This window comes from Phenylobacterium sp., assembly GCF_044372605.1.
Lineage (GTDB): Bacteria > Pseudomonadota > Alphaproteobacteria > Caulobacterales > Caulobacteraceae > Phenylobacterium.
The window spans coordinates 1-23,224 of the sequence record NZ_JBILRO010000025.1 but is presented as its reverse complement, the minus strand read 5'-3'; the positions used below and the strand labels follow the sequence as shown (position 1 = coordinate 23,224).

Here is a 23,224-nt window from a genome sequence, read left to right as displayed (position 1 = left end):
GACCATCCCTGCCTCCGGTCAGGCTTTCCACAAACCAGGGGTGGACGTCGGAGGTGTGGCTCAGCACCTCGTCCAGCACCACCTTCAGCCCGATGCCATGGGCGGCGTCGAGCAGCTGTTGAAAGTCTTCCAGCGTGCCGTAGTCGGCCTGAACGCCTTCGTAGTCGGCCGTATCATAGCCCCAGTCGCGGTTGGGCGAGGGATGGACCGGCGAGAGCCACAGGCCATCGACGCCGAGGCTTTTGATGTAGTCCAACTTGGCCATGACGCCGGGCAGGTCGCCGTGGCCATCACCGTTGCTGTCGAAGAAGCTGCGGACATAGACGTGATAGAGGATCGCGCCCTTCCACCAGGGTTGGAATGAGGATGTGGCGCTCATGGTTGCTCCCCCGCTGGGGGAGCTCCCGCGAAGCGGGTGAGGGGGCTTCCCGTCCGCCGGGGCTGACCCCCTCCGTCCCGGCGCGGCGCGCCGATCCACCCCCCCCCCCGCAGGGGGAGGAACTATCGCCTCAGACCTCGGATGCGTCCGTGATCACCTTGGAAACCAGGCCATAGGCCACGGCCTCGTCGGCGCTCATCCAGAAGTTACGGAGCGTATCCTTGACGACCTTTTCGTAGGTCTGGCCGGTCTCAAGCGCGATCATGCGATTGACCCGTTCTTGCATCTTGATGATCTCCTCGGCCTCGATCTCGATATCCGAAGCCTGACCGCGCACGCCGCCGGCGGGTTGGTGCAGAAGGAACCGGGTGTTGGGCAGGCAGAGGCGGTTTTCCTTGCGCGCGCCGAGGAAGATGTGCGCGCCGGCCGAGGCGACCCAGCCGGTGCCGATGACCTTCACCGGTGCGCCGCAGAAGCGGATCATGTCGTGGATCGTGTCGCCGCTTTCCACGTGGCCGCCCGGCGAATTGATGATCACACGGATCGGCTTGTCGCTTTCGCCGGCGAAGGCTGTGATCTGGGCGGTGACCCGCTCGGCCAGGCGCATGTTGATTTCGCCGAAGATCAGAACCGTGCGCGACTTGAACAGGGCGTTCTGGACAGGACCTGCGGTCATCGGCATGTCGGGGCGACCGCCCTTTTCGTCCTCGTCGCCATCTTCGTCGTCGAGGTAGGAAGTCCATTTCAGCATGGGGTCGCCTTGATCCTGTCGCCGCAGACTCGCTACGGCCATGTTTCGTACCCTTGGAGTTATTGATCCCGACGCCGTCCGGCAAGCGGGCTGCGCAAAAACCATGGCCGCCCCGGGCGCTACCTGACGATTTAGGCCCTTCGCGTTACTTCGGCTTGAACGCCAGCAGCACATTGCCCGGCGCCTGTCCGAACATTCCGTAGCCGGATCCCGACAACAGCAACCCGTTCACCGCCACGATGGACGCCGCATCGATGGATCCGCCCTTTCCTGGTACGCCGTTCAGGGTGGCGTAGTCGCGAAGCGTGTCAAAGGTCCAGATCTCGCGGCCGGTCTTCAGGTCCAGCGCGAACAACCGGCCATCCAGACTGCCCTGTATAATCGCGCCGTCGACGATTGTGGGCGCGCCGGAGAACCCATAGTTCCGATCGCAGCGCGGCGCCTTCTTATCCCGGCCGTTGGCGCAGTCCGGCATGACCGTATAGTGCCATTTGATTGCGCCGGTACGGGCGTCGACGGCGTACATGCCGCGCTGAAGGCCGGGATCAATGGGCTCACCGCCCGGCAACGGCCGACCGATCTGGGCGACCGGCACAAACACCGTGTCGTCCTTGTAGGCGATGCCCCAGTGAATCCCGCCGTTGGGCGCGCCGGTGCCGATATCGCGACGCCAGATCACCTTGCCGGTGTCCGGATGCATGGCCCAGACCGTGCCGGATTTCTGGCCGGCGAAGACCATCTCGCGACCGTCCTTCAGCTTGCCCCGGATCAGCGAGGCGCCGAAATCCACGTCTCGATAGACTGTGTCGCTGACACAGTTGAACTGGTTGGGGCGCGGCTTTGGACCGCAGCCGGCATTGAAGATGTCGTTGGCGGTGGCCTGGTGGCTCCACACCTCCTTGCCGTCCGACAGGCGGATGGCGATCAGGGCATTGGTGTTGTGGTGTGCAGGCGGCGAATTGGCCTCGCCGGTTCCGAAGAACACCAGCCCGCGCGCCTCGTCCACCACCGGCGAGTTCCAGATCGGCGCGCCGGACGGACCGTACAGCATCTTGCCATCACCGCGATCCCGGATCGGCTGGGCGTCCGGCATGGTGTCATAGCGCCACTGCTGGTCGCCGGTCTTCGGGTCCAGCGAAAGGACGAAGCCGTGGTTGGTGCAGCAGGTCACGGCGTTGTCGGCCGCCTGCATGATCTCGAACTGGCTGACCGGCACGATGATCCGGTCTTTCAGGACGCGCGGCGTGCCGGTGGTCAGGGAGTAGGAATAGGCTGCGACATTCTTCGTCCAGATCGCCTTGCCGGTGGCCGCGTCCACAACATGAACTGTGGAATCCAGCCCCGAGAAGGCGAGAACTGATCGCCCATCAGCAATCACGCCAAAGCCCGGGCTGGAGCGAAGCGGCGCGCCGCCGGGCGAATTGTAGATCCATTTGATGCAGGGCTTCGTCCGGTCGCTTACGTCAAAGGCGTACATGGCCGACGCTTCGGCCACCGGCAGGAACAGGGTGTTCCCCACGACCGCCGGCTGGGCCCGGATCATGGTGGCGTCAGGAAAGGCGATCGCCCAGGCTAGGTCCAGCTTTGACAACTGCGCGGTGGTCAGACCCGCCTGCCGGGCGGTCAGCGTGCGCGTGTTGCGCGCATCAAAGCCGAAGGTGGAGATGCTGGGCGTCGGCTTCAGATCAACGGGTATGCGCGAAGCCCCGCACATCATGGGCTTGCTCCATGCGTCCAGAGTCGCGGTGGAACGACCCGTGAGATAGTTGATCAGGTTTCCACGATCCGCCTCGGACAGGGCGGCGGCCTGCGCCTGCATCTTGCCCTTGGTCAGGGCGAAGCTGAGCACCTGATAGCTCATGGACCCGAGCGTCGACTTTGCCGGCGAGCGCGTCTGTTCGGGATTGTCGTGGCAAGCCGCGCAGTTGGCGCGATAGACCGCCTGGCCGGGATGCGGCAACTGCCGGGCCGTGTCGTCCTGCGCCGCCGCAGATCCGACCCAGGTCAGAGCCACGGCGAACGCTGCCGCCAGGCTTCCCAGAACTCTCATTTGCTTCCCCCGATTCAGACCGAAGACTTCACCGGTCCCCATTCGTTTTCGAAGATACGGCATCCTGCGCCCGCGTCCACCTTGGGACGCTTGACCGCAGGCCGGGCGCCATCGCAAATGGCCCTCAACGTCAAACAAGTGTTCGGGAGAGATGCTGTGAGCCAGGTACTGGAAGCCCCCATGGTCGGCGCAGGCGGGCTGTTCGACCTGACCGGCAAGGTCGCTGTGATCACCGGGTCCTCCCGCGGCATCGGCCGCGCCATCGCCGAGCGCATGGCCGAACAAGGCGCCAAGGTGGTGATCTCGTCGCGCAAGCCCGGCCCCTGCGATGAGGTCGCCGCCGGCATCAATGCCAAGAGCCCTGGCCACGCCATCGCCGTGCCGGCCAACATCTCCTCGAAGGAAGACCTTCAGCGGTTGATGGACGAGACCCGCAAGGCCTTCGGCAAGATCGACATCCTGGTCTGCAACGCCGCCTCCAACCCCTATTACGGCAGCCAGCTGGAAATCAGCGACGAAGCCTTCAGCAAGATTCTCAGCAACAACATCATCGCCAACAACTGGATGATCCAGATGGTGGCGCCCGAGATGAAAGCCCGGATGGACGGCGCCATCATCGTGATCTCGTCCATCGGCGGCCTGCGTGGCACCGAGGTGATCGGCGCCTACGCCATCTCGAAGGCTGCCGACATGCAACTGGCCCGCAACCTCGCCAAGGAGCTGGGACCCTACAACATCCGCATCAACTGCGTGGCTCCCGGTCTGGTGAAGACCGACTTCGCCAAGGCGCTGTGGGACACGCCGGCCGGCGAGGAGCGCGCCAGTTCGGGCACGCCGCTGCGCCGTCTGGGCGAACCGGACGATCTGGCTGGCGCGGCGCTTTACCTGGCTTCACGCGCCGGGGCGTGGACGACAGGGCAGACCATCGTGGTGGATGGCGGCTCGACCTGCTGACCACCGACCTTACCTCCCCCGCATAGCGGCGGGTGGTAAGGTGCCAGGCCGCCCCACGCGGATTACGCCGGATCAAGCTCGGTCGTGACGCGACCGTCCGCCTCGATCCGTCCGACGAAAACGTCCTGGGCAGGCCGGAACACCTCCACGACCCATCCGTCCGGCCTGGAACGCGCCGTGTCGGCCAGGGCGGCCTGATCCGTAGCGAAGATCGCCGAGCCGACCATGAGCGGTTCCGGCACGCTGTCGGTCCTGTAGATGCGGTATTCAGGCATCAGGCCGTGGCCGCGCGGGAAAGGTCTCGCGCCCGCGCCAGCCGACGGACGCCCTCGTCAAGCGTGTCGTCCGCCTTGGAGAAACACAGCCGCACGATGCTCGTCACCGGCTCCGTCTCATAGAAGGCCGAGACCGGGATCGCGGCGACGCCGGCCTCCTTGACCGCGCGCAGGCAGAAATCGCGGTCGCCCTCTTCGATTCCCGAGGTCGTCAGATCCAGGCAGAGGAAATAGGTGCCGTCAGCGGGCAGCACCGAAAATCCCTCACGCCGCAGCCCCTCGGCCATCCGGTCGCGGGATCGTTCCAGGCCCGCCGGCATCTCTCGAAACCAGTCGTGGGCGTTCTCCAGCCCCCAGGCCACGGCGGTCTGCAGGTTGGGCGGCGTGGTGAAGGTCAGGAACTGATGGGCGCGGGTCAGGGCGTGGGTCAGAGCCGGCGCGGCGCAGAGGTAGCCCACCTTCCAGCCGGTCAGGCCGAACATCTTGCCCGCCGAGCCGATTTTCACCGTCCGCTCGCGCATGCCGGGATAGCTCATCAGGGGACGATGGCGAGCGCCCGAAAACACGACCTTCTCCCAGACCTCGTCGCAGACCACGACGGCATCGTGGGCCACGCAGAACTCGGCCAGCAACGCCAGGTCCTCATCGGGCAGGACGACGCCGGTGGGGTTCATGGGATTGTTGAGCACCACCAGCCGGGTGCGCGGGCTGAAGGCGGCCTCCAGCATCGCCCGATCGAACCGCCAGTGGGGCGGCTGCAGGGTCACCAGCTTTGGCACGCCGCCGGCGCGCCGGATCACCGGCAGGTAGCTGTCGTAGAACGGCTGGAAGACGATCACCTCGTCCCCCGGCTCGATCAGGCCCAGGAAGCTCACCGCCAGGGCTTCGGTGGCGCCGGAGGTGATGGTGACTTCGCCGACCCAGTCGAGATCCAGCCGCTGCGTAGCGTTATAGTGCGCCGCCACCGCCTGGCGCAGTTCCGGCAGGCCCGTCATCGGCGGATACTGGTTATGGCCGTTGAGCACCGCGTCAGCGGCCTTGGCGCGCACAGCTTCCGGGCCGGGATCGTCCGGGAACCCCTGGCCCAGGTTGATGGCGCCCAGCTGGGCGGCCAGCCCCGACATCTCGGCGAAGACCGTGGTGGGCAGGGCGGCGTAAATCGAATTGACCATGGCGGCGACTTTGGCTTTGGACTGGGCCGTTGACTACCCTTGGGGACGCGCCATGGACATCGTCGAATTCGAGCCGGCCCATGCGGAGGCGTTCCGGACGCTGAACGAGGCATGGATCGAAACGTATTTCGCGCTCGAGGCGAAGGATCGCGAGGTCCTGGGTCAACCCCAGCTGAACATCATCGACAAAGGCGGTCGGATATTCATGGCGATGCTGGATGGCGCACCGGTCGGCTGCGTGGCGCTGATGAAGATGGCAGACGGCGGGTTCGAGGTCGCCAAGATGACGGTCGCCGAGACCCTGCGGGGCTCGGGACTGGGTCGTCGTCTGATGCAGCGCTGTATCGACGCCGGCGCCGAAGCGGGCGCGACCCGGCTCTACCTTGAAACCAGCTCGCACCTTGCCCCGGCGCTGGCGCTCTACCGCGCCATGGGTTTTCGAGACCTACCGCCGACAGAGACACCCTACGTTCGGGCCGACGTCTTCATGGAAAGGCCCTACTGACTACAGACTGGCCTGCACGCTGTAGAGCCCGGCATAGACCCCGCCAGCAGCGATCAGATCGTCGTGGCGGCCCTGTTCCGCGATCCCCTGATCGGTCAGCATCGTAATCCTACCCCCAAAGCAAAACGGGGCAGCTGAACTCAGCTATGGGTGGTCAGCACCACGCCCACCAGCACAGCGGTCCAGTGAGTCGCCGCGGCAGCCACGACATGGCCGTGCCAGATGGCGCGGGCAAACTTCAGTTGCTTGTTCACATAAAAGATCACGCCCGTGGAATAGAGCAGGCCGCCGGCCACCAGCAGCAGCAGGGCGTACCAGGCAAGGGCATCGATCATCGGCTTGAGCGCCACCACCACCAGCCAGCCCAGCGCCACATAAACCGCCACCCACAGCTTGCGACCGATGTGCGGCAGGAACAACTTTCCCAGCGCACCCAGCCCGGCGATCGACCAGACAGCGATGGTCATGCCCCAAGCCCACCGCCCGGTCAGAGCCTGGGTGGTGAAGGGCGTGTATGAAGCCGCGATCATCAGGAAGATGCCCGCGTGGTCCAGCCGCCGCAGGGTGGGTCGATACTGTGGCTTTGCGAAATTGTAGGCCGTCGAGAAGGCCAGCATGGCGACCACGCCGGCGGCATAGATGGATACGCCCACCACCTGGCTGATCGACCCGTCGCGGACTGCCAGCACCAGCAGCACGATCCCGCCCACCAGCGCCAGTGTCAGCCCCACGATGTGCACCACCAGGTCGGCGCATTTGGCCGCTGGCGTGGGATAGTGGCGCGGCGGCTTAGCGGGGGGCGTCATAGAGGTCATGACCGTCTCATACGCCGAACAGATGTCATTCCCAAGGCTGTGCCCACACCAGCAGATGGTCCCGTCACCCCGCAGCAACGCGTCCCAATACCGTCTTCACCGCTGCGCGTTCGCCCATTCGCGCGAAGTGGTCGGCCACCTTCGGGAACTGCGCCATGTCGATCCCGTCGCGCGGCAGCCAGCTTGAGATCACGTAGAGGTAGGGGTCGCAGATCGTGTAGCGCTGGCCCATCACCCAGGGGCCGCGCACGTATTCCGCCTCGATCAGGCCCATCGCCTCGGCGAACACCTTCGGCGCCTTTTCGCGCATATCGGCCAGGGCGGCGGGGGTGTCGGCCCAGCGATAGCCACGGTGACGGTGCGCGGCAGCGGGATGGACCCAGGAGCATAGATAGCTGTTGAACGCCTGCACCTGGGCCATGGCGAAGGCGTCTTCCAGCGGTGCGAGGCCTGCGCCAGGGAACGCCTGGGCCACATAGCCGAGGATCGCAGGCGCTTCGGTGATCACACCTTGATCGCAGACCAGGGCGGGCACGCGGGACTTGGGGTTGATCGCCAGGTAGTCCGGCTGGCGCTGGGCGTTGTCGGCAAAGTTCATCCGGACGACCTCGCAGGCCGCACCGGCCTCCTCAAGCGCGATCTCACAGGCCAGACCGATGGTTCCGGTGGCGGTGAACAGTTTCAGCATGGCTTTCCTCGTCTCTCGCGATATCGATAGCCGCGAACGGGGGCGGCGAACAACCGATGACGCAGACTGCGGGGCTGCCCGCCAACCGACTCCGCTCGATCCTGGCCGGATCGGCGGGCAATCTGGTCGAGAGCTTCGACTGGTTCGTCTATGCGGCGTTCGGCCTCTATTTTTCCAAGGTCTTCTTCCCGGAAGGCGACCGGACCGCGCAACTGCTGAGCACGGCGGCGGTGTTCGGCGTGGGGTTCATGGCGCGGCCACTGGGCGCCTGGCTGATGGGGCTCTACGGCGACCGGGTCGGTCGCAAAACGGCGATGGTGCTGGCGGTCAGCCTGATGTGTGCGGGTTCGCTGCTCATTGCGGTCTGTCCGGGTGAGGCCGAAATCGGCGTGGCCGCCCCGGCGATCCTGGTGTTCGCCCGGATCCTGCAGGGGATCAGCATGGGCGGCGAATATGGCGTCAGCGCCACCTATCTGTCGGAGATGGCCAGCCGGAAGAATCGCGGCTTCTGGTCGGGCGTCTTCTATTCGACCCTGATCGCCGGCCAACTGATGGCCATGGGCGTGCTGCTGGTGCTGACGGCTGTGCTGACGCCGGAGGAGATGCAGGCCTGGGGCTGGCGGGTTCCGTTCTTCATGGGCGGCGGTCTGGCGGTGGCGGTGTTCTGGCTCAGGCGCGGGATGGACGAGACGCCGTCGTTTCACGCCCGTACAGGCCCCAGAGCCACGACGATAGGCCTGATCCGCAGTCACCCGCGAGAGGCGCTGACGGTGATCGGCCTTACCGCCGGGGGCACGCTGGCCTATTACACCTACACCACCTACATCCAGAAATTCCTCGTCAACACCTCGGGCTTCACCAAGGACCAGGCGAACCTGATCGTCGCCGCCGGGCTGGCGATCTTCATGCTGATCAATCCGTTGATGGGCGCCCTGTCCGACCGGGTGGGACGGCGCGCCATTCTGATGACTTTCGGCGTGCTCGGCGCAGCGCTGACCTGGCCGATGCTTTCGACGCTTGCAGCCACGCGTGACCCCTGGCTGGCGTTTGGCCTGGTCACCTCAGCCCTGGTGGTGCTCTCGGCCTATTCCTCGGTGAACGCGGTGGTGAAGGCGGAACTGTTTCCCACCGAGGTCAGGGCGCTCGGCGTGGCCTTGCCCTACTCCCTGGCCAACGCCGTGTTTGGCGGGACGGCGGAGTACGTGGCGCTGGCATTCAAACAGGCCGGCGCCGAGACCTGGTTCTTCACCTACGTCACTGTGGTGATCGCGGCGTCACTGGCCGTGTATGTGCTGATGCCCGACACGCGCAAGGCGAGCCGGATCATGGAAGACTGACCCCAATGCGCCCCTACTCTTCCTTGACGCGCTTCTTGCGGAACGAGGGGTTCAGGACCCGCTTGCGCAGGCGAATGGACTTGGGCGTCACCTCGACCAGCTCGTCTTCCTCGATATAGGCGATGGCCTGCTCAAGCGTCGGGCGGCGCGGCGGGGTAAGGCGCACGGCCTCGTCCTTGCCGGACGCGCGGACGTTGGTGAGCTGCTTGGCCTTCATCGGATTGACGTCGAGGTCATCCGATCGCGAGTTCTCGCCGATGATCATGCCCTGATAGGTCTTCTCGCCCGCTCCGACGAACATGAAGCCGCGGTCTTCCAGGTTCCAGAGCGCGAAGGCCGCCGTCTCACCATCGCCGTTGGAGACCAGCACGCCCTTGCGGCCAGCGTCGATGGCGCCCTTGTAGGGCTCGTAGTGGCTGAACACGCGGTTCAGCACGCCCGAGCCGCGGGTGTCCGTGAGGAACTCGCCCTGGTAGCCGATCAGCGAGCGCGACGGGCTCATCAGGCTGATGCGGGTCTTGCCCGCGCCGGAAGGGCCCATGTCCTTCAGCTCGGCCTTCCGGGCCGACAGCTTCTCGATGACGATGCCGGAGAACTCATCGTCGACGTCGATCATGACATCCTCGATCGGCTCCAGCCGCTCGCCGGTCTCGGGATCGTTCTGGAACACCACCCGCGGGCGGCTGATGGACAGTTCGAAGCCTTCGCGGCGCATGCTCTCGATCAGCACGCCCAGCTGCAGTTCGCCGCGGCCGGCGACTTCATAGGCGTCCTTGTCCGGCGTCTCGGTAACGCGGATGGCGACGTTGGATTCGGCCTCTTTCAGCAGACGCGCAGCGATCACGCGGCTCTGGACCTTGTCGCCTTCGCGGCCCGCCAGGGGGCTGTCGTTGACGGAGACGGTCATGGAGATGGTCGGCGGGTCGATGGGCTGGGCAGGCAGAGCCTCGGTGACTTCCATCGCACAGAGGGTGTCGGCCACTGTTGCCTTGGAGAGGCCCGCAATCGCGACGATATCGCCAGCCTCTGCGTCGTCGATGGGCTGGCGTTTCAGGCCTCGGAAGGCCAGAACCTTGGTAATCCGACCGCGCTCGATTTCCTTGCCATCCAGCGACAGCGCATGGATGGCCATGCCCGGGGTCGCCTTGCCGGACTGGATCCGACCAGTGAGCAGGCGGCCCAGGAACGGGTCGTTCTCGATCAGAACCGAGAGGATCTGGAACGGCTTGTCCTTGTTCTCGACAACCTTCGGCTCCGGCACGTGGCGCACGATCAGGTCGAATAGCGGAGCCAGATTGTCGTTGGGCTGGGCCATGTCCATGGTCGCCCAACCGTTCTTGCCCGAGGCATAGATGTGCGGGAAGTCGAGCTGCTCGTCAGTGGCACCCATGGCCGCGAACAGGTCGAAGGCGTCATTCAGGATCCGGTCGGGATCGGCGTGCGGCCGGTCGACCTTGTTCAGGCACAGGATCGGCTTCAGGCCCATCTTCAGCGCCTTGCCCAGCACGAACTTGGTCTGGGGCATGACGCCTTCCTCAGCGTCCACCAGGATGACGCAACCATCCACCATGCCGAGGATGCGCTCCACCTCGCCGCCGAAGTCGGCGTGGCCGGGGGTGTCGATGATGTTGATCCGGGTCTCTCCGGCCTCGCCGTGCCAGAGCACGCTGGTACACTTGGCCAGGATGGTGATCCCGCGCTCGCGCTCCTGGTCGTTGGAATCCATGGCGCGTTCGACCGTCGCCTCATTGGCTCGGAAGACGCCTGACTGGGCCAGGAGCTGGTCCACCAGCGTGGTCTTGCCGTGGTCGACGTGGGCGATGATGGCGATATTTCGGAGGGACATGGTTCGGCAGTCTCGTTCGGAAGGGCGCGCTTGTAGGGGAAGGTGACAGCAATCACCACCCCGTTGTGCGGCGCACATAAGGGCGTGGCGACGTGGCGCGAGCCCATACACTGTTTTCACGCTAGATTTGCGACTTTTCGTCAGGCCGCCACCAAACAGGGCTTTGACGGCTCTGGATTGTGCGCCGCACACACGCTCAACGCAGGTATCGGTACGACTCGTGGAAGCAGGCGGTCGTCTGCTCCCTTCTAGGTTCGAAGCCCGGACCAGTCCGCCGCTGCGAGCGCCCGCGTCAGCCCCTCCACATGGCCCTTCAGCCGGGCAAAGGCCGACGTAGGCTCCAGCGTCGCCTCGTCCAGATACAAGGCCCTGTTGATCTCGATCTGCAGGGCGTGAACGCCCCGGTGCGGCTTGCCGTAGTGTTCGGTTGTGTAGCCGCCGGCGTAGGGAGTGTTGCGCGTCACGCGGTAACCCATATCCGCCAGCCCCCGCTCTACGTGGGTGGGCAGGACGCCGGCGCAGGCGGCGCCGAAACGGTCACCCAGCACCATATCGCTGGGCCGGTCTCTCGCGCCTGACCGCGCGGCGGCCGACGGCATGGAGTGCCAGTCCACCAGTATAGCGAATCCGTGGGCGGCCCGGGCCTCGGCGATCAGCATCGCCAGCGCCTGATGATAGGGGCGGTGCGCGCCGGCGATCCGGGTCTCGGCCTCGGCATACATCAATTTGCGGTGGTAGATCTCCTGACCCTCGGAAACCACCCGGGCGATGGTGCCCAGCCCCGCAGCTACCCGCGCCGTGCGGCCGCGCGCAAACTCTGGCACTTCATCGGCGAACATCGAGGCGTCCAGCTCGAACGGCTCCCGATTCAGATCCACATAAGCCCGGGCGAAATTGGCGGTGATCAGCGCGACCCCATGAGCAGGCGCCTCCGCGATCAGGTCATCGACAAACGCGTCTTCGGATCGGCGGATGCTGACTGCATCCAGCACCGCCGCCGACATCAGATCATCTGGATAATGACGTCCCGAATGCGGTGACGCGAACACCAGCGGCGTGGGCGGGGCCCCGCTTCCGGCGCGACGCACCACGAAGGCCGCCGCATCGTGGGGCGAATCGGCGGCAGGCAGGGGCTCCAGGACGGTCATCAGGGCCATAGAAGGGCGCCCGCCCTCCAGCGTCAAACGACCCTTCATCGCGCCTTTACCCTTCTTGCGCTATTATGGAGGTTCAACCACGCAGCGGCCCATGTCACGCATCCTCCTCGCCGAAGACGACGATTCCCTCCGCGGCTTCCTGGCCCGTGCTCTTGAGCGCGCCGGCCACGAGGTGATCGCCTGCGCCGACGGGGAAGCTGCGGTGACGTTTCTGGATGAGCCCTGGGACCTGTTGCTGACCGATATCGTGATGCCCGGTCTGGACGGGATCGAGGTCGCCCGTCAGGCGGCCGCCAAACACCCGGGCCTCCGGATCATGTTCATCACCGGATTCGCTGCTGTGGCGCTGGCCGCCGGTGACAAGGCCCCTGCCGGCGCCAAGGTCCTGAGTAAACCGATCCATCTGCGCGAGATCGTCACCGAGGTCGAACGGATGATCGCCGCCTGAAACCTGGGTTGCTAAGGTAGATACCCGTCTATATATCCCCGCTTCCCGAAGGATGGATGCGTAGCTCAGCGGGAGAGCACCTCGTTGACATCGAGGGGGTCACTGGTTCGATCCCAGTCGCGTCCACCATTCTTTTCTGATCGCGGGAAAACAGATCGGGTGCGCCTTCGCGTCGTCGCGAACTATGCGCCGTCGGGTACCAGTTCGCGATAGGCGCGCCAACTGGCCAGGCCCAGCCAGGGGAAGACCAGGGTCAGGCCCAGAAATCCGGTGGCTGCAGTTGACAGGGTCATTGCGGCCAGGATCCCCGCCCACACGACCATCGGCCAGAAGTTCGTGATCACGGTGCGCACGCTTGTGACTACCGCCAGAAAAACGTCATTGCGGCGATCCAGCAGCATGGGGGCCGTCACCACCACGAGGCTGTAGGCGAAGAAGGCGATGGCCCCGCCGATCACCGATCCCGCCAACACCATGCGTCGCCCCTCGAACGTACCGGTGGCGAAGGCGATCAGGTCGGGCAGATTGCGGTGGATCTGGCTGGTCGAGAGCCCATAGACGATCTGGGCGATGCCGCCCCAGGTCAGAAAGATCAGCAGCAACGCGAGACCCAGGTAGGCGACATCCTGGCGCAACGCCGCACCGACCAGGAGCATTCCGGGCAACTTCGGTCTCTCGCCCAGTTCCAGCCGGCGCCCGGCCTCATAGAGACCCATTGCAAGGATAGGCGCCACGAACACAAATCCGCAGGTCAGGGCGAAGATCCAGTGTGACGCGCCATGAACATAGACCCATGCCGTCAGCCCGAGGCTGAACAGCGACAGCGCCAGGCCGTAGGTCAGGCAGGGCAGTGGCGCGCGCCACAGATCAGCCCAGCCGCCGACTAGCCAGCGAAGCGGGGCATCCACGCCGACAACGGCAATCCCGGGCAGGGACATCGGGGTCGGGGTGGATGGTTCCATGGTTCTCCTCCGGCACGCGCTGGCGTGTGGGGGGCTTCCGGCGCCCACCCCGGCGAATAGGACGACCTGGAACCAAAGTCCGCTTTGATATTTTTCAGGGCGGAGGGCTTACCCGTCAGCTCGGCTCATAACGACCGGGCTGCGCCAGATCACTGAACTTGGTCAGGTTTTCATCGAAGTGCAGCTTGACCGTGCCGATGGGGCCGTGACGCTGCTTGGCGATGATCAGTTCCGAGAGGTTGCGGATCTGGTCCATTTCGTCCTGCCAGGCCAGGTGCTCGGGGGTGTTTTCCCGGGGTTCCAGGCGGGCTTTGTAGTAGGCCTCCCGGTAGACGAACATCACGACGTCGGCGTCCTGCTCGATGGATCCGGATTCACGCAGGTCCGACAGCTGGGGACGCTTGTCCTCGCGGCTCTCGACCTGGCGTGAGAGCTGGGCGCAGGCCAGGACCGGCACCTGCAGCTCCTTGGCCAGGGACTTCATCTGCTGGGTAATCTCGCTGACTTCCTGCACCCGGTTTTCATTGCGCTTGGAGGCCGAACCGGTGACCAGCTGGAGATAGTCCACAACGATCAGGTCGAGGCCGGAGGTGCGCTTCAACCGCCGCGCCCGCGCCGCAAGCTGGGAGATCGATATCCCGCCGGTGTCGTCGATGTAGAGCGGCGCCCCCTCGATATCGAGCGCTGCCTCGCGGATGCGCCCGTATTCCGACGGATTGATCTCGCCCTTTCGCATCAGGTTGGACGGTATGCCCGAGACCTCGGCCAACAGGCGCATGGCCAGCTGATCAGCCGACATTTCCAACTGGAAGAAGGCGACGACCCCGCCACTGATGGTCTTTTTCGAGCCATCGGGCCGCGGCTCCCAGGCGTACTTACGCGCGACATCGAAGGCGATATTGAGCGCCAGCGACGACTTTCCCATGGAAGGCCGCCCCGCCAGGATCAGGAGATCCGAGGAGTGCAGGCCGCCCAGCATCCTGTCCAGATCGTGCAGGCCGGTGGAAACCCCCGCCAGACCGCCGTCGCGCGAGAACGCCTCGGCGGTGTTTTCAAGCGCGCGGGCCAAGGCGTTTGGAAAGGTTGTGAACCCGGTGGACGAGGCGCCGCTCTCGGCCAGGCTGAACAACTGTTGCTCGACCACCTCGATCTGGTCCTTGGCCGACATCTCGGTGTCTGACACGGCGGCCAGGGACATCTCACCAGACAGGCGAATGAGTTCGCGGCGCAGCGCCAGATCGTGGATGACCCGGGCATAGTCCGCGGCATTGGCCGCCGGCGGGGCCTTGTCCACGAGGTCGGCGAGATAGCGCACGCCGCCCAGTTCCTCGAAGGCGACGTCACCCTGGAATCGCTGGGCGATGGTCAGCGGGTCGGCCAGCTGCCCGGCGCGGATATGGTCCTCAATGGCGCCGAACAGTCGCGCGTGAACGGGCTCATGCAGGTGATCAGGCGAAAGTGGCACACTGATCCGTTCGTGGGCCGCGTTATCATAGAGCAGGATGCCCAGCAGGGCCTGTTCAACCTCAAGGTCCGCAGGAATGCGCGACACGGGCTGGCCGACGGGCGGGAACGAAATGAGCGTCATAAAACTGTTCTAGCGAAGGGCGTACGCCGCGCCATGTGGCCATTTGGTTGCGGCCAAAGACTTCTGTTGGCCGCTTGTGGATAAGGTTCACCCGTCAGAAGAGACCTGCCACCGCTTTGGCTCAGCCAACCTCACCCTGGGCCAGGGACAATTCCAGGCCTACGGTGCCGACACCGGCGACATTGGCCGCCAGCACGATCGGCAGGATCGTGGCCCGCCCCTGATCCTGTCTGACCGCCGAGTTGCGAATGTCATCGGGCCCATAACCCGACTGGCCGCGGAGCGTCAGACCCAGAAAGGTCACGCAGAAGACATCTCAGCCGACGATCAGAGGGGAAATCAGTCGCTGATCCGGCGTCAGGTCTGGCCTCTCGAGCATGATCCATCGGAGATCATGGGCGGGTCCTGCATCACTCACGATCAGCCTGACGAGATCGAAGTAACCCGCAGTCCCGGGCGGCCACGATGTGCAAAACATCGGCGCCCATCTCGGCAGCGCAACCGGAAAGAGCTGACGCTTTCAAGGCCTTGGACATTTTCGGCGTTTCCGTCGAAAATGCAACCCGCTGGCGATGAGTGAGGCAGAAGCTTCCGCGCAGCCGTCCGGAGGACGCAATCGCTTACGCAGTAAAGTGTTGCAAAGCCGCATCAACGTCAAAAGTTCGCGGTTTCGCCGCGTAATAAGGCTGGAACATTTCACATCCGCGACATAATTGCGCAGGTTCCAGGTTCGGCCCGCTCCAGAGGCCGCCAGGGGAGGACAAATATGACCCGAAGCAGATTCTTCTGCAGCGCTTCTGTGCTTGCCGCCGCGATGACGCTTGCAGCGTCCGGCCAGGCCATGGCCCAGAACAGCGGCCAGGCCGCGACCGAAGTCGACGAAGTCGTCGTCACCGGCTCGTTCATCCGGGGCACCCCCGAAGACGCCGCCCTTCCGGTCGATGTGATCGGCCAGGAGGAGCTGCAGCGTCGCGGCTCGCCCAGCACCCTTGATCTCATCAAGAGCCTGCCGATCAGCGGCCCGGTTCTGGGTGACTCCAACCAGTTCTCGACTGCGGCCCAGGGCCAGGTCGGCGCCGGCACCATCAACCTGCGCGGTCTCGGAAGCCTCCGGACGCTGGTTCTGGTCAACGGCCGCCGCGTCACGGCATCGGCAGGCGCCGGCAGCGGCGGCGTCGATACAAACCTGTTGCCCGTCTCGGCTGTTGGTCGGGTCGAAGTGCTGAAGGACGGCGCGGCCGCCACCTACGGCTCCGACGCCATCGCCGGCGTGGTGAACTTCATCACCCGCACCAATTTCGACGGCCTGGAAGTCAGCGGCGACTATCGCCTCGTTGACGGCTCCAACGGCGACTACACGGCCAACGCCGTCTACGGAAAGAATTTCGACAACGCCAATATCCTGGTCTCGGCCGGATATCAGCGCCGGTCGGAACTCAAGACGACGGATCGCGACTGGTCCTATCTCCCCTACACCCAGAACCCCTCCGGCTATTCGGTGCTGGGCCAGCCCGGCACCTTCCTGCCGCTGGGCGCCACAGGCGCGCCGATCGCCGGCCCGACCCGCGACGCCAACTGCGGCGCCGTTGGTGGGTTCTCCGGCTTCTCGGGCACGACACCGGCCTGCTTCTTCACCTTCATTCCCTTCGACAACCTGATCGAACGCGAAGACCGCTATCACGTCTTCGGCCAGGCCAATGTTGATCTGAACGAAACCACCAAGCTGCACGTCGAGGCCTACTGGGCCAAGACTGACATCCCGCAGATCCGCTTCTCGCCGGGCTTCCCGCCGATCCAGGGCCCGAACGGCCCCGGCAGCGTGGGCGTGTTCTCGACGCCGATCAGCAACCCGGGTGCGGTGACGGCACTGCAGCAGGCCGGCTTTACACCGGCCCAGATCGCGGCGACCAGCCGCGTTTCAATGACCCTGTTCCGCCCGCTGGGTTCCGGCGGCAATCCGATCTTCGACAACGGCGGCCAGAAGGGTTACCGCAACTACGACATCTTCCGGGTCGCCAGCTCTCTGACCGGCGATCTTCCGTTCGCCGGCATCGGCTATGATGTGGGCGTCACCTACTCCAGGACCCAGAATCGTCAGTACACGCCCGACATCTTCATCGACAAGCTGCAGCGGGCGCTGAATGGGTTCGGCGGAACCAACTGCACCGGCACCACGCCGGGTGCCAACGGCTGCCAGTACTTCAACCCGTTCTCCAACGGCTATTCGGGTAACCCGGCTCTGGGCCTCACAAACCCGGGCTTCGTCTCCGCAAACGCCAACAGCGCGGCGCTTGTTGACTCCCTCTTCGAACGCGGCGCTGAGACCCGTCAGATTCAGGATCTCTTCGTTGTTGATCTGGTGTTCAACGGCGAGCTTCCGATCGAGCTTCCGGGCGGCGCCATCGGCTGGGCGGCGGGCGGCCAGTACCGTACAACGGACTTCCAGTCCTCACTCCGCAGCCCCTTCCAGGACGTTCGCGTCACGCCGTGCCCCGTCCCGGGCGCGACGAACTGCTCGCTGCCGACCGGCCCCTACATCTTCCTGGGGCAGGGCACGCCGACGCAGCTTGAAGACTCGGTTTATGCGTTCTTCGCCGAGACCAACCTGCCGATCACCGACACGATCAACGCTCAGGCGGCCATCCGTTACGAGGACTACGGCGGCCTCACCGGCTCCACGGTGAACCCCAAGGTCGCGGTTAAGTGGCAGGTCGTGGAAAGCTTCGCTCTGCGCGGCTCGGTCGGCACCACCTTCCGTGGTCCGACCCCGGCCAATCGTTCGACGGCTGGCGTGACCGGTCTCTCCGGCATCCAGGCGGCGGGTAACAACTTCAAGTCGGTCGACTTTGCTGGCAATCCGAGTGTCGGACCGGAAAAGGCCTTCACCTACAATGTCGGCGCCATCTTCCAGAGCGGCGGCCTTCGGATCATCGCTGACTACTGGCACTTCAACATAGAAGACCAGATCGTCACGGTTCCGGCACAGATCGTCGCCACGGCGGTTGGTGGCGTGGGCAATGGAGCCCAGGCCGTGAACTGCGCCAGCGCGCTCCGCGGCCTGATCACCTTCTCCAACAACAACGCCTGTATCCAGGGCGTCACGGTCGGCAACGACATCCAGCGGGTAAAGTCGGATACCGTCAACGGTCCGCGGATCAAGGTCACCGGCATCGATGGCAGCATCGACTACAAGCTGAACGACGTGCTGGGCGGCGATGTCACGGTGGGCGGTTCGTTCAGCCGACTGGTGAAGTACGACATCGGCGAGTTCCGTCTGGGCGGCGTGTTTGTGTCATCGGCCTACAGCGCGCTGGGTTTTGCGAACTACGACCGTTTCCCGGGAACCGTGTCCAAGCTCCGCGCGGGCTCCTATGCGGAATACTCGCGCGATCAGCACAACCTTCGCCTGGACATGACCTATGTGGGCGGCGCCACCGACAACCGTGGCCCGACCACTATCCAGACCGGATCATCGACCAACTGTAACGTCGCCAACGCCCGGGCCGGGACGGCGATCAACTGCCAGCTGACGACGCTGGGTCTGGAAGTGGAGGAGTTCTACACCTTCGACCTGACCTACCGCCTGCAACTGGCCGGTGACATGACGGTGACCGCCTCGGTGTTCAACATTCTGGACCGTGACCCGTCGGCGGCACGCCTTGAACCCAGCTACGACCCCTTCATCGGCAACCCCTACGGGCGGACCTTCAAGGTGAGCGTCCGCAAGAAGTTCTAGAGCGGGCGAAAATCTGAAACCCTGGACGCCGCCGGCTAACCCCGGCGGCGTTCTTGTTTTTGGCGACTACGTCAATTGTCCGCCCCATTCTCCGGCTTTCGAAATTGCGGTTTGCCAGGTGAGCGAAAATTCACTGGCGCAAACGTAAAAAGCCGGGGATCATTGCTCTAACCGTACAATACGGAACGCCGCACATCAGATGCGGTGGGAGCATAAAGGGGAGGTATCATGACCAAACGCAGCTATTTCTGTGGCGGTTCGTTCCTGGCCGTAGCACTCGCATTGGGCGCCGCCAGTTCGGCATCGGCCCAATCCGCCGCCGCCAACACGCCTACGGACGTGGAAGAAGTCGTCGTCACAGGTTCGTTTATCGCGGGTTCGTCCGAGAAAGCGGCGCAGCCGGTGGACGTGATCGGCGTCACCGAACTGGCCAAGCAGGGCGCGCCCAGCGTGGTCCAGTTGGTCAAGACCCTTACCGCTGCCCAGTCGTCGCTCGGTGAAAGCAACCGCTACAACGGCGGGGCCGGTACCGCGTCGATCAATCTTCGCGGCCTGGGGTCATCGCGCACCCTGGTGCTGATGAACGGCCGACGTCTGGCCGACACCACCGCAGCCGCCTTCCAGGGCGGCGGCCAGGACCTGAACTTCATGCCGACGGCCGCCATCGGGCGGATCGAGATCCTGAAGGACGGCGCCGCCGCCACCTACGGTTCCGACGCCATCGCCGGGGTGGTCAACTTCATGACCCGCAAGGACCTGAACGGCTTTGAGTTCAACGGCAACTACGCCCTGATCCAGGACTCCAGTGGCGATTACGACGCCAGCCTGGCCTATGGACACGTGTTTGACCGCGGCAACGTCCTGTTGACAGCTGGCTACCGCGCGCGGGGTCGGCTGGACGCCCAGGATCGCGACTATGCGGTCCGGCCATTCGAGTCGGTCTTCTACGGCGGCTGGTCAGGCTCGGCCAGCCCGGGCACCTACGGCACCGCCACCGGGGCTACGCTCTTCCGCGACAACGGCTGTAACGAGCTGGGGTCGCAGATCCTGTCGGGCGGGTTGAAGCCGGTCGCCGGCAATGGCGCCGGTCAACCGCTCTGCCGCTACCAGTTCAGCAATTTCAATGACGTGGTGAACAAGGAGCAGCACTACCAACTGTACGGCGAAGTCAACTTCGAGCTGTCGGATGACGTAAAGTTCCACGGTGAAGTGGCCTGGAACCGCAACAATGTGCCCAACCAGCGGATCTCACCGGCCAACCTGACCACCCAGTTCCCGACCGCCAACACCTCCGGGGCGCTTGTCGCGCCAGGCTTCAACAATCAGACCCGCTTCTTCGTTCCAGCCAGCAACCCCGGCCTGATCGCCCTGCGCACCAACTGCGCCGCGCCGCTCTCCGCCGCCCAGTGCGCGGCGATGGCGGCAGGCGTCACCACCAGCCAGACCTCCTGGCGTCTGATCGGGGTTGAAGGCCACCCCACCAACAAGGACGGCGCCGACTACCAGGACATCCAGCAGACTCAGTACCGGGTCTCCGCCGGCCTGAGCGGCAAGTTCAACGGCGGCTTCCTGGACGGCCTGACCTGGGACACCAACCTGATGTTCATGGAGAACCAGGGCATCGTCACCACGAACGACCTGCTGGTGAACCGCATTCAACGCGGCTTCAACGGACTGGGCGGACCCGATTGCAACTTCCGGACCGGCACCCCTGGCGTCGGAAACTGCAAGTACATCAACCCCTTCAGCAACGGCATCCGCACCAGCGCCATCAACGGCGCTGCCAACCCCTACTTCGTGGCCTCTGTGGCCAATGATCCGAAGGCCGTCGAGTGGCTCTACGGGAAGTACACCAACGTCCGCACGAACCAGCTCTTTGTCGCGGACGCGGTGGTCTCGAAGGAAACCGGCATTGCCCTGGGCGGCGGCAACGTCGCCTTCGCCGCCGGCCTGCAGTATCGCTTCGACCGCAACATTGATGACTGGGAAGGCTTGGGTGACGTTAGCGCCACACCATGCGTCGACTCCATCGATGGACAGCAGGGCCAGTGCGCCAACCCGGTGGGTCCGTTCGTGTTCTTCGGAGCCCAAAACGACTACGACGTAGATCGCAAGGTCGCCGCCGCCTTTGCCGAAATCAGGCTGCCTATCCTCGAAAACCTTGAGGTCAGCGCCGCCCTCCGGCAGGAAGAATTCGGCGGCAAAGTAGGCTCCACGACCAACCCGCGGATCTCGGGCCGCTGGCAGGTCATGGACTGGCTGGCCGTGCGTGGATCGTGGGGCACCACCTTCCGCGCCCCGGGTCAGGCAGCCTTGACCCCCGGCAGCACCAAGGGCGTCCGCCAGATCAGCGGGTCCTATCGCGCCGTCGTGACCGAGAACAACCCCAACCTTCAGCCCGAGACCGCCACCACCGGCAACTACGGCGTCCTGTTCAACGTCGGCGGCTTCAGCGCCTCGGTCGATTACTGGACCTTCGATTTCAAGAAGGAACTGATCACCGAGGACGCTGGCCAGTTGGTCGCCGCCATCAACGCGACGAACTGCGCCAAACCAGCCTTTGCGGCGCGGTTCGTGTTCATCGGCGGCGTCTGCAGCGCGCCCAACCTGCTTCAGGGCACGATCAAGATCGTCAACGGTCAGAACACCAAGACTTCCGGCTTTGACCTACGCGCCCAGTACGAGTTCGAAAACTTCTTCGGCATGGACCTCTACGACACCAGGGTCACGGTCGGCGGCGAGGCAACCCTGACCGAGGAGTACAAGCGCGGCGCCACGACCCTGCTTGAAGACACGTCGGTCATCATCGCGCCGGCCCTGAATCGGGCTGGTCTGCATGACCTTTCCGGCGAGTTCTATTCGTTCCCGAAGACCCGGGCCTCGGCGTTCATCAACGTCACCGGTGAAAACTGGAACCTGCGCTACCAGCTGCTCTATCGTGAGGGCACGACCATCGCGGCTCCGGCCTGCGTCGGCGATGCGGGCGCCGGCGCCACGCCGGACTGCCGCTATAACTACACCTCCGGCGTCTATGAAAGCGTCGGCAAGCTGAAGGACTTCTGGCAAAGCGACGTGACCCTGCAGGTCAATCTGCCCTGGGAAACAACGGCTACGGTCAGCGTGCAGAACCTGTTCGACAAGGATCCGCCCTTCGCCCAGAGCTTCTACAACTACGACGTCACCAACGGTAACCCGCTGGGCCGCGTCCTGAAGGTTGGCGTCAGAAAGACCTTCTGATCCGATCTACCGACCTGAGACCCGGGGGGCGCTGGCGACAGCGCCCCCTTTTCTTTGGCTCTCGCAGGCTTACGGACGGGCGCCCTTGGGCAGGGCCTTGATCTCGGCGTCGGTCAGCTTGCGCACGGACTTCACCGGGCAGCGCTGGGATCCGATCCGCGAGGGTGCGATGATCTCGGCGTCCAGGCCGCTGCAGATGTGGGATCCGCCGCGTGAGACCACCGCGATATTGTTCGTCCAGTCGACGTCGAGGCAGCGGCCAAACATCTCCAGCTGATAGACCTCGCTCACGCCGACCCGCAGATTGACGATCCGGTTGTCGTTCGAGGCGAAGTTGTTCACCTGGTCGGTCCAGAAGCACTGGCTGCGTGGCTTGGCGGGCTTGTCCGCCTCAGGTGGTTTTGCAATCCCGGGGCTGGCGGTGAGCGTGCCCACCGCCGCCGCGATCAAGGCGATTTTCCAGATCATGCAGGGTTCCTTCCAGGTCCCGGTCGCGTCCCTCGAGCGTTGATCTTACCCCGAAATGCCGGTCTCAGGAACGCCCTCGACGCGCCGCCCGCCTGGCGAACCGGCCCGGCGTCACGAGGTCGGCGGCCGCGACGCTGATCGGCGACGGGGCGCCCAGGGCCAGAGCGGCCACATGCTCGGCCAGCAGGGGCGCCAATGAGAATCCCCGCGATCCAAATCCTGTCAGGACATAGACCCCGGCCTGATCGGTCTCGCCGGCGATGGGCGTCATGTCGCGGCTGACGGCCCGTACCGACGCGCGCCCCTGAAGGTCAGCCTCCTGGACCGACTCGGCCAACCGGGGCAGGCGCGCCCGCAGGGTGGCCAGGTTTCGGGCGTGGTCTTCGGGCCGCAGATCAGAGCCCGTGTCGTCACGATCATGGGTTGACCCGAACAGGATCCCCGATCGGGTCGCGGTGACATAGCCGCCGAACGCGGCAGCAGACCCAACCGCGCCGTCTGTGGTCCAGCTGGCCTGCCCGCGAACCGCCGACAGCGGCAAGCCAGGCGCGAGGCTATCCGTACCCAACGCCGCAGCCAGGATCACGGCATTTACCCGAACAATCTCCACACCCTGCCCGTCCAGCAATCGCCACCCCTCGCCGTCGGGCTCCAGGGCCGCGACGTTGGCGCGTCGGGGTTCGTCGATCCAGTCAGTGAGGATAGGCGCTGGATCAACGACCATAGCGTCGGGCTGGTCCAACGCCGGGCCGAGGTCCGCCTCGCCCATCCGAGCGCTGGCTTCAGGACCGCCCAGGAGGTTCATGGTCTCCGGCGGAAACAGATCAGAGTGAGAGATACGGCCGTAACGTTCGAG

20 protein-coding genes and 1 tRNA gene are annotated in these 23,224 nt (G+C 64.8%); 7 read left to right on the top strand and 14 right to left on the bottom strand.

The window, feature by feature from the left end; translation table 11 throughout:
- The 3 genes from ACIQ42_RS04135 to ACIQ42_RS04125 form a co-directional block, all read right to left on the bottom strand.
- A partial coding sequence (locus ACIQ42_RS04135; RefSeq protein ID WP_397420945.1) for an alpha-amylase family glycosyl hydrolase occupies positions 1–379 on the bottom strand: 379 nt, incomplete at its 3' end.
- Between the two features lie 130 nt (positions 380–509).
- A complete protein-coding gene (locus ACIQ42_RS04130) occupies positions 510–1,130 on the bottom strand; it encodes an ATP-dependent Clp protease proteolytic subunit (RefSeq protein WP_397401081.1) in 621 nt (206 codons plus the stop codon).
- Between the two features lie 145 nt (positions 1,131–1,275).
- Positions 1,276–3,180, bottom strand: coding sequence for a PQQ-binding-like beta-propeller repeat protein (locus ACIQ42_RS04125; protein ID WP_397420944.1), 1,905 nt, complete (start codon positions 3,178–3,180; stop codon positions 1,276–1,278).
- 180 nt (positions 3,181–3,360) lie between these two features.
- Between ACIQ42_RS04125 and ACIQ42_RS04120 the strand changes: the two genes are divergently transcribed.
- Positions 3,361–4,134 (top strand): SDR family oxidoreductase, encoded by a 774-nt coding sequence (locus ACIQ42_RS04120; RefSeq protein WP_397420946.1) that lies wholly within the window; start codon positions 3,361–3,363, stop codon positions 4,132–4,134.
- Positions 4,135–4,196: 62 nt separating this feature from the next.
- On the opposite strand, the gene ACIQ42_RS04115 is transcribed toward ACIQ42_RS04120, so the two are convergent.
- Together ACIQ42_RS04115 and ACIQ42_RS04110 are read right to left on the bottom strand one after the other, a co-directional pair.
- A complete protein-coding gene (locus tag ACIQ42_RS04115; protein WP_397420943.1) occupies positions 4,197–4,409 on the bottom strand; it encodes a hypothetical protein in 213 nt (70 codons plus the stop codon).
- Positions 4,409–5,581 (bottom strand): aminotransferase, encoded by a 1,173-nt coding sequence (locus ACIQ42_RS04110; RefSeq protein WP_397420942.1) that lies wholly within the window; start codon positions 5,579–5,581, stop codon positions 4,409–4,411. The genes ACIQ42_RS04115 and ACIQ42_RS04110 overlap by 1 nt, the downstream gene beginning before the upstream one ends.
- 52 nt (positions 5,582–5,633) lie before the next feature.
- Between ACIQ42_RS04110 and ACIQ42_RS04105 the strand changes: the two genes are divergently transcribed.
- Positions 5,634–6,086: a GNAT family N-acetyltransferase gene (locus tag ACIQ42_RS04105; protein ID WP_397420941.1), complete on the top strand. Its 453-nt coding sequence runs from the start codon at positions 5,634–5,636 to the stop codon at positions 6,084–6,086.
- Positions 6,087–6,226: 140 nt separating this feature from the next.
- On the opposite strand, the gene ACIQ42_RS04100 is transcribed toward ACIQ42_RS04105, so the two are convergent.
- Positions 6,227–6,892, bottom strand: a complete 666-nt coding sequence (locus ACIQ42_RS04100) for a hemolysin III family protein (RefSeq protein WP_397420940.1) — start codon at positions 6,890–6,892, stop codon at positions 6,227–6,229.
- Between the two features lie 73 nt (positions 6,893–6,965).
- Positions 6,966–7,589 carry a glutathione S-transferase family protein gene (locus ACIQ42_RS04095; protein WP_397420939.1) on the bottom strand — a complete coding sequence of 208 codons (624 nt, stop codon included), beginning with the start codon at positions 7,587–7,589 and terminating at the stop codon, positions 6,966–6,968.
- A gap of 56 nt (positions 7,590–7,645) precedes the next feature.
- On the opposite strand from ACIQ42_RS04095, the gene ACIQ42_RS04090 reads away from it, so the two are divergent.
- Complete coding sequence (locus ACIQ42_RS04090) at positions 7,646–8,926, top strand: MFS transporter (RefSeq protein WP_397420938.1); 1,281 nt, start codon at positions 7,646–7,648, stop codon at positions 8,924–8,926.
- A gap of 13 nt (positions 8,927–8,939) precedes the next feature.
- Here the strand turns inward: ACIQ42_RS04090 and typA are convergent, their stop codons facing one another.
- Together typA and ACIQ42_RS04080 are read right to left on the bottom strand one after the other, a co-directional pair.
- The gene (gene typA, locus ACIQ42_RS04085; protein WP_397401065.1) at positions 8,940–10,772 is read right to left on the bottom strand and encodes a translational GTPase TypA; all 1,833 of its coding nucleotides are present in this window, start codon (positions 10,770–10,772) and stop codon (positions 8,940–8,942) included.
- Between the two features lie 248 nt (positions 10,773–11,020).
- The gene (locus tag ACIQ42_RS04080; protein WP_397420937.1) at positions 11,021–11,968 is read right to left on the bottom strand and encodes an N-formylglutamate amidohydrolase; all 948 of its coding nucleotides are present in this window, start codon (positions 11,966–11,968) and stop codon (positions 11,021–11,023) included.
- A gap of 52 nt (positions 11,969–12,020) precedes the next feature.
- On the opposite strand from ACIQ42_RS04080, the gene cpdR reads away from it, so the two are divergent.
- Positions 12,021–12,377: a cell cycle two-component system response regulator CpdR gene (cpdR, locus tag ACIQ42_RS04075; protein WP_397420936.1), complete on the top strand. Its 357-nt coding sequence runs from the start codon at positions 12,021–12,023 to the stop codon at positions 12,375–12,377.
- Positions 12,378–12,431: 54 nt separating this feature from the next.
- A tRNA-Val gene (locus ACIQ42_RS04070) sits at positions 12,432–12,506 on the top strand.
- Between the two features lie 53 nt (positions 12,507–12,559).
- Here the strand turns inward: ACIQ42_RS04070 and ACIQ42_RS04065 are convergent.
- The 3 genes from ACIQ42_RS04065 to ACIQ42_RS04055 form a co-directional block, all read right to left on the bottom strand.
- Positions 12,560–13,339 (bottom strand): DUF2189 domain-containing protein, encoded by a 780-nt coding sequence (locus tag ACIQ42_RS04065; RefSeq protein WP_397420935.1) that lies wholly within the window; start codon positions 13,337–13,339, stop codon positions 12,560–12,562.
- 115 nt (positions 13,340–13,454) lie between these two features.
- Positions 13,455–14,927: a replicative DNA helicase gene (locus ACIQ42_RS04060; RefSeq protein ID WP_397420934.1), complete on the bottom strand. Its 1,473-nt coding sequence runs from the start codon at positions 14,925–14,927 to the stop codon at positions 13,455–13,457.
- Between the two features lie 121 nt (positions 14,928–15,048).
- Complete coding sequence (locus ACIQ42_RS04055) at positions 15,049–15,231, bottom strand: hypothetical protein (RefSeq protein ID WP_397420933.1); 183 nt, start codon at positions 15,229–15,231, stop codon at positions 15,049–15,051.
- Positions 15,232–15,693: 462 nt separating this feature from the next.
- Between ACIQ42_RS04055 and ACIQ42_RS04050 the strand changes: the two genes are divergently transcribed.
- Positions 15,694–18,663 (top strand): TonB-dependent receptor domain-containing protein, encoded by a 2,970-nt coding sequence (locus ACIQ42_RS04050; protein ID WP_397420932.1) that lies wholly within the window; start codon positions 15,694–15,696, stop codon positions 18,661–18,663.
- 228 nt (positions 18,664–18,891) lie between these two features.
- Positions 18,892–21,900, top strand: coding sequence for a TonB-dependent receptor domain-containing protein (locus tag ACIQ42_RS04045; RefSeq protein ID WP_397420931.1), 3,009 nt, complete (start codon positions 18,892–18,894; stop codon positions 21,898–21,900).
- Between the two features lie 69 nt (positions 21,901–21,969).
- Here the strand turns inward: ACIQ42_RS04045 and ACIQ42_RS04040 are convergent, their stop codons facing one another.
- On the bottom strand, positions 21,970–22,368 hold the full coding sequence (locus tag ACIQ42_RS04040) for a DUF6491 family protein (protein ID WP_397420930.1): 399 nt from the start codon (positions 22,366–22,368) through the stop codon (positions 21,970–21,972).
- A 64-nt stretch (positions 22,369–22,432) separates the two neighbouring features.
- Positions 22,433–23,224: FAD-dependent oxidoreductase (locus tag ACIQ42_RS04035; protein WP_397420929.1), on the bottom strand; the 792-nt coding region annotated here is incomplete at its 5' end.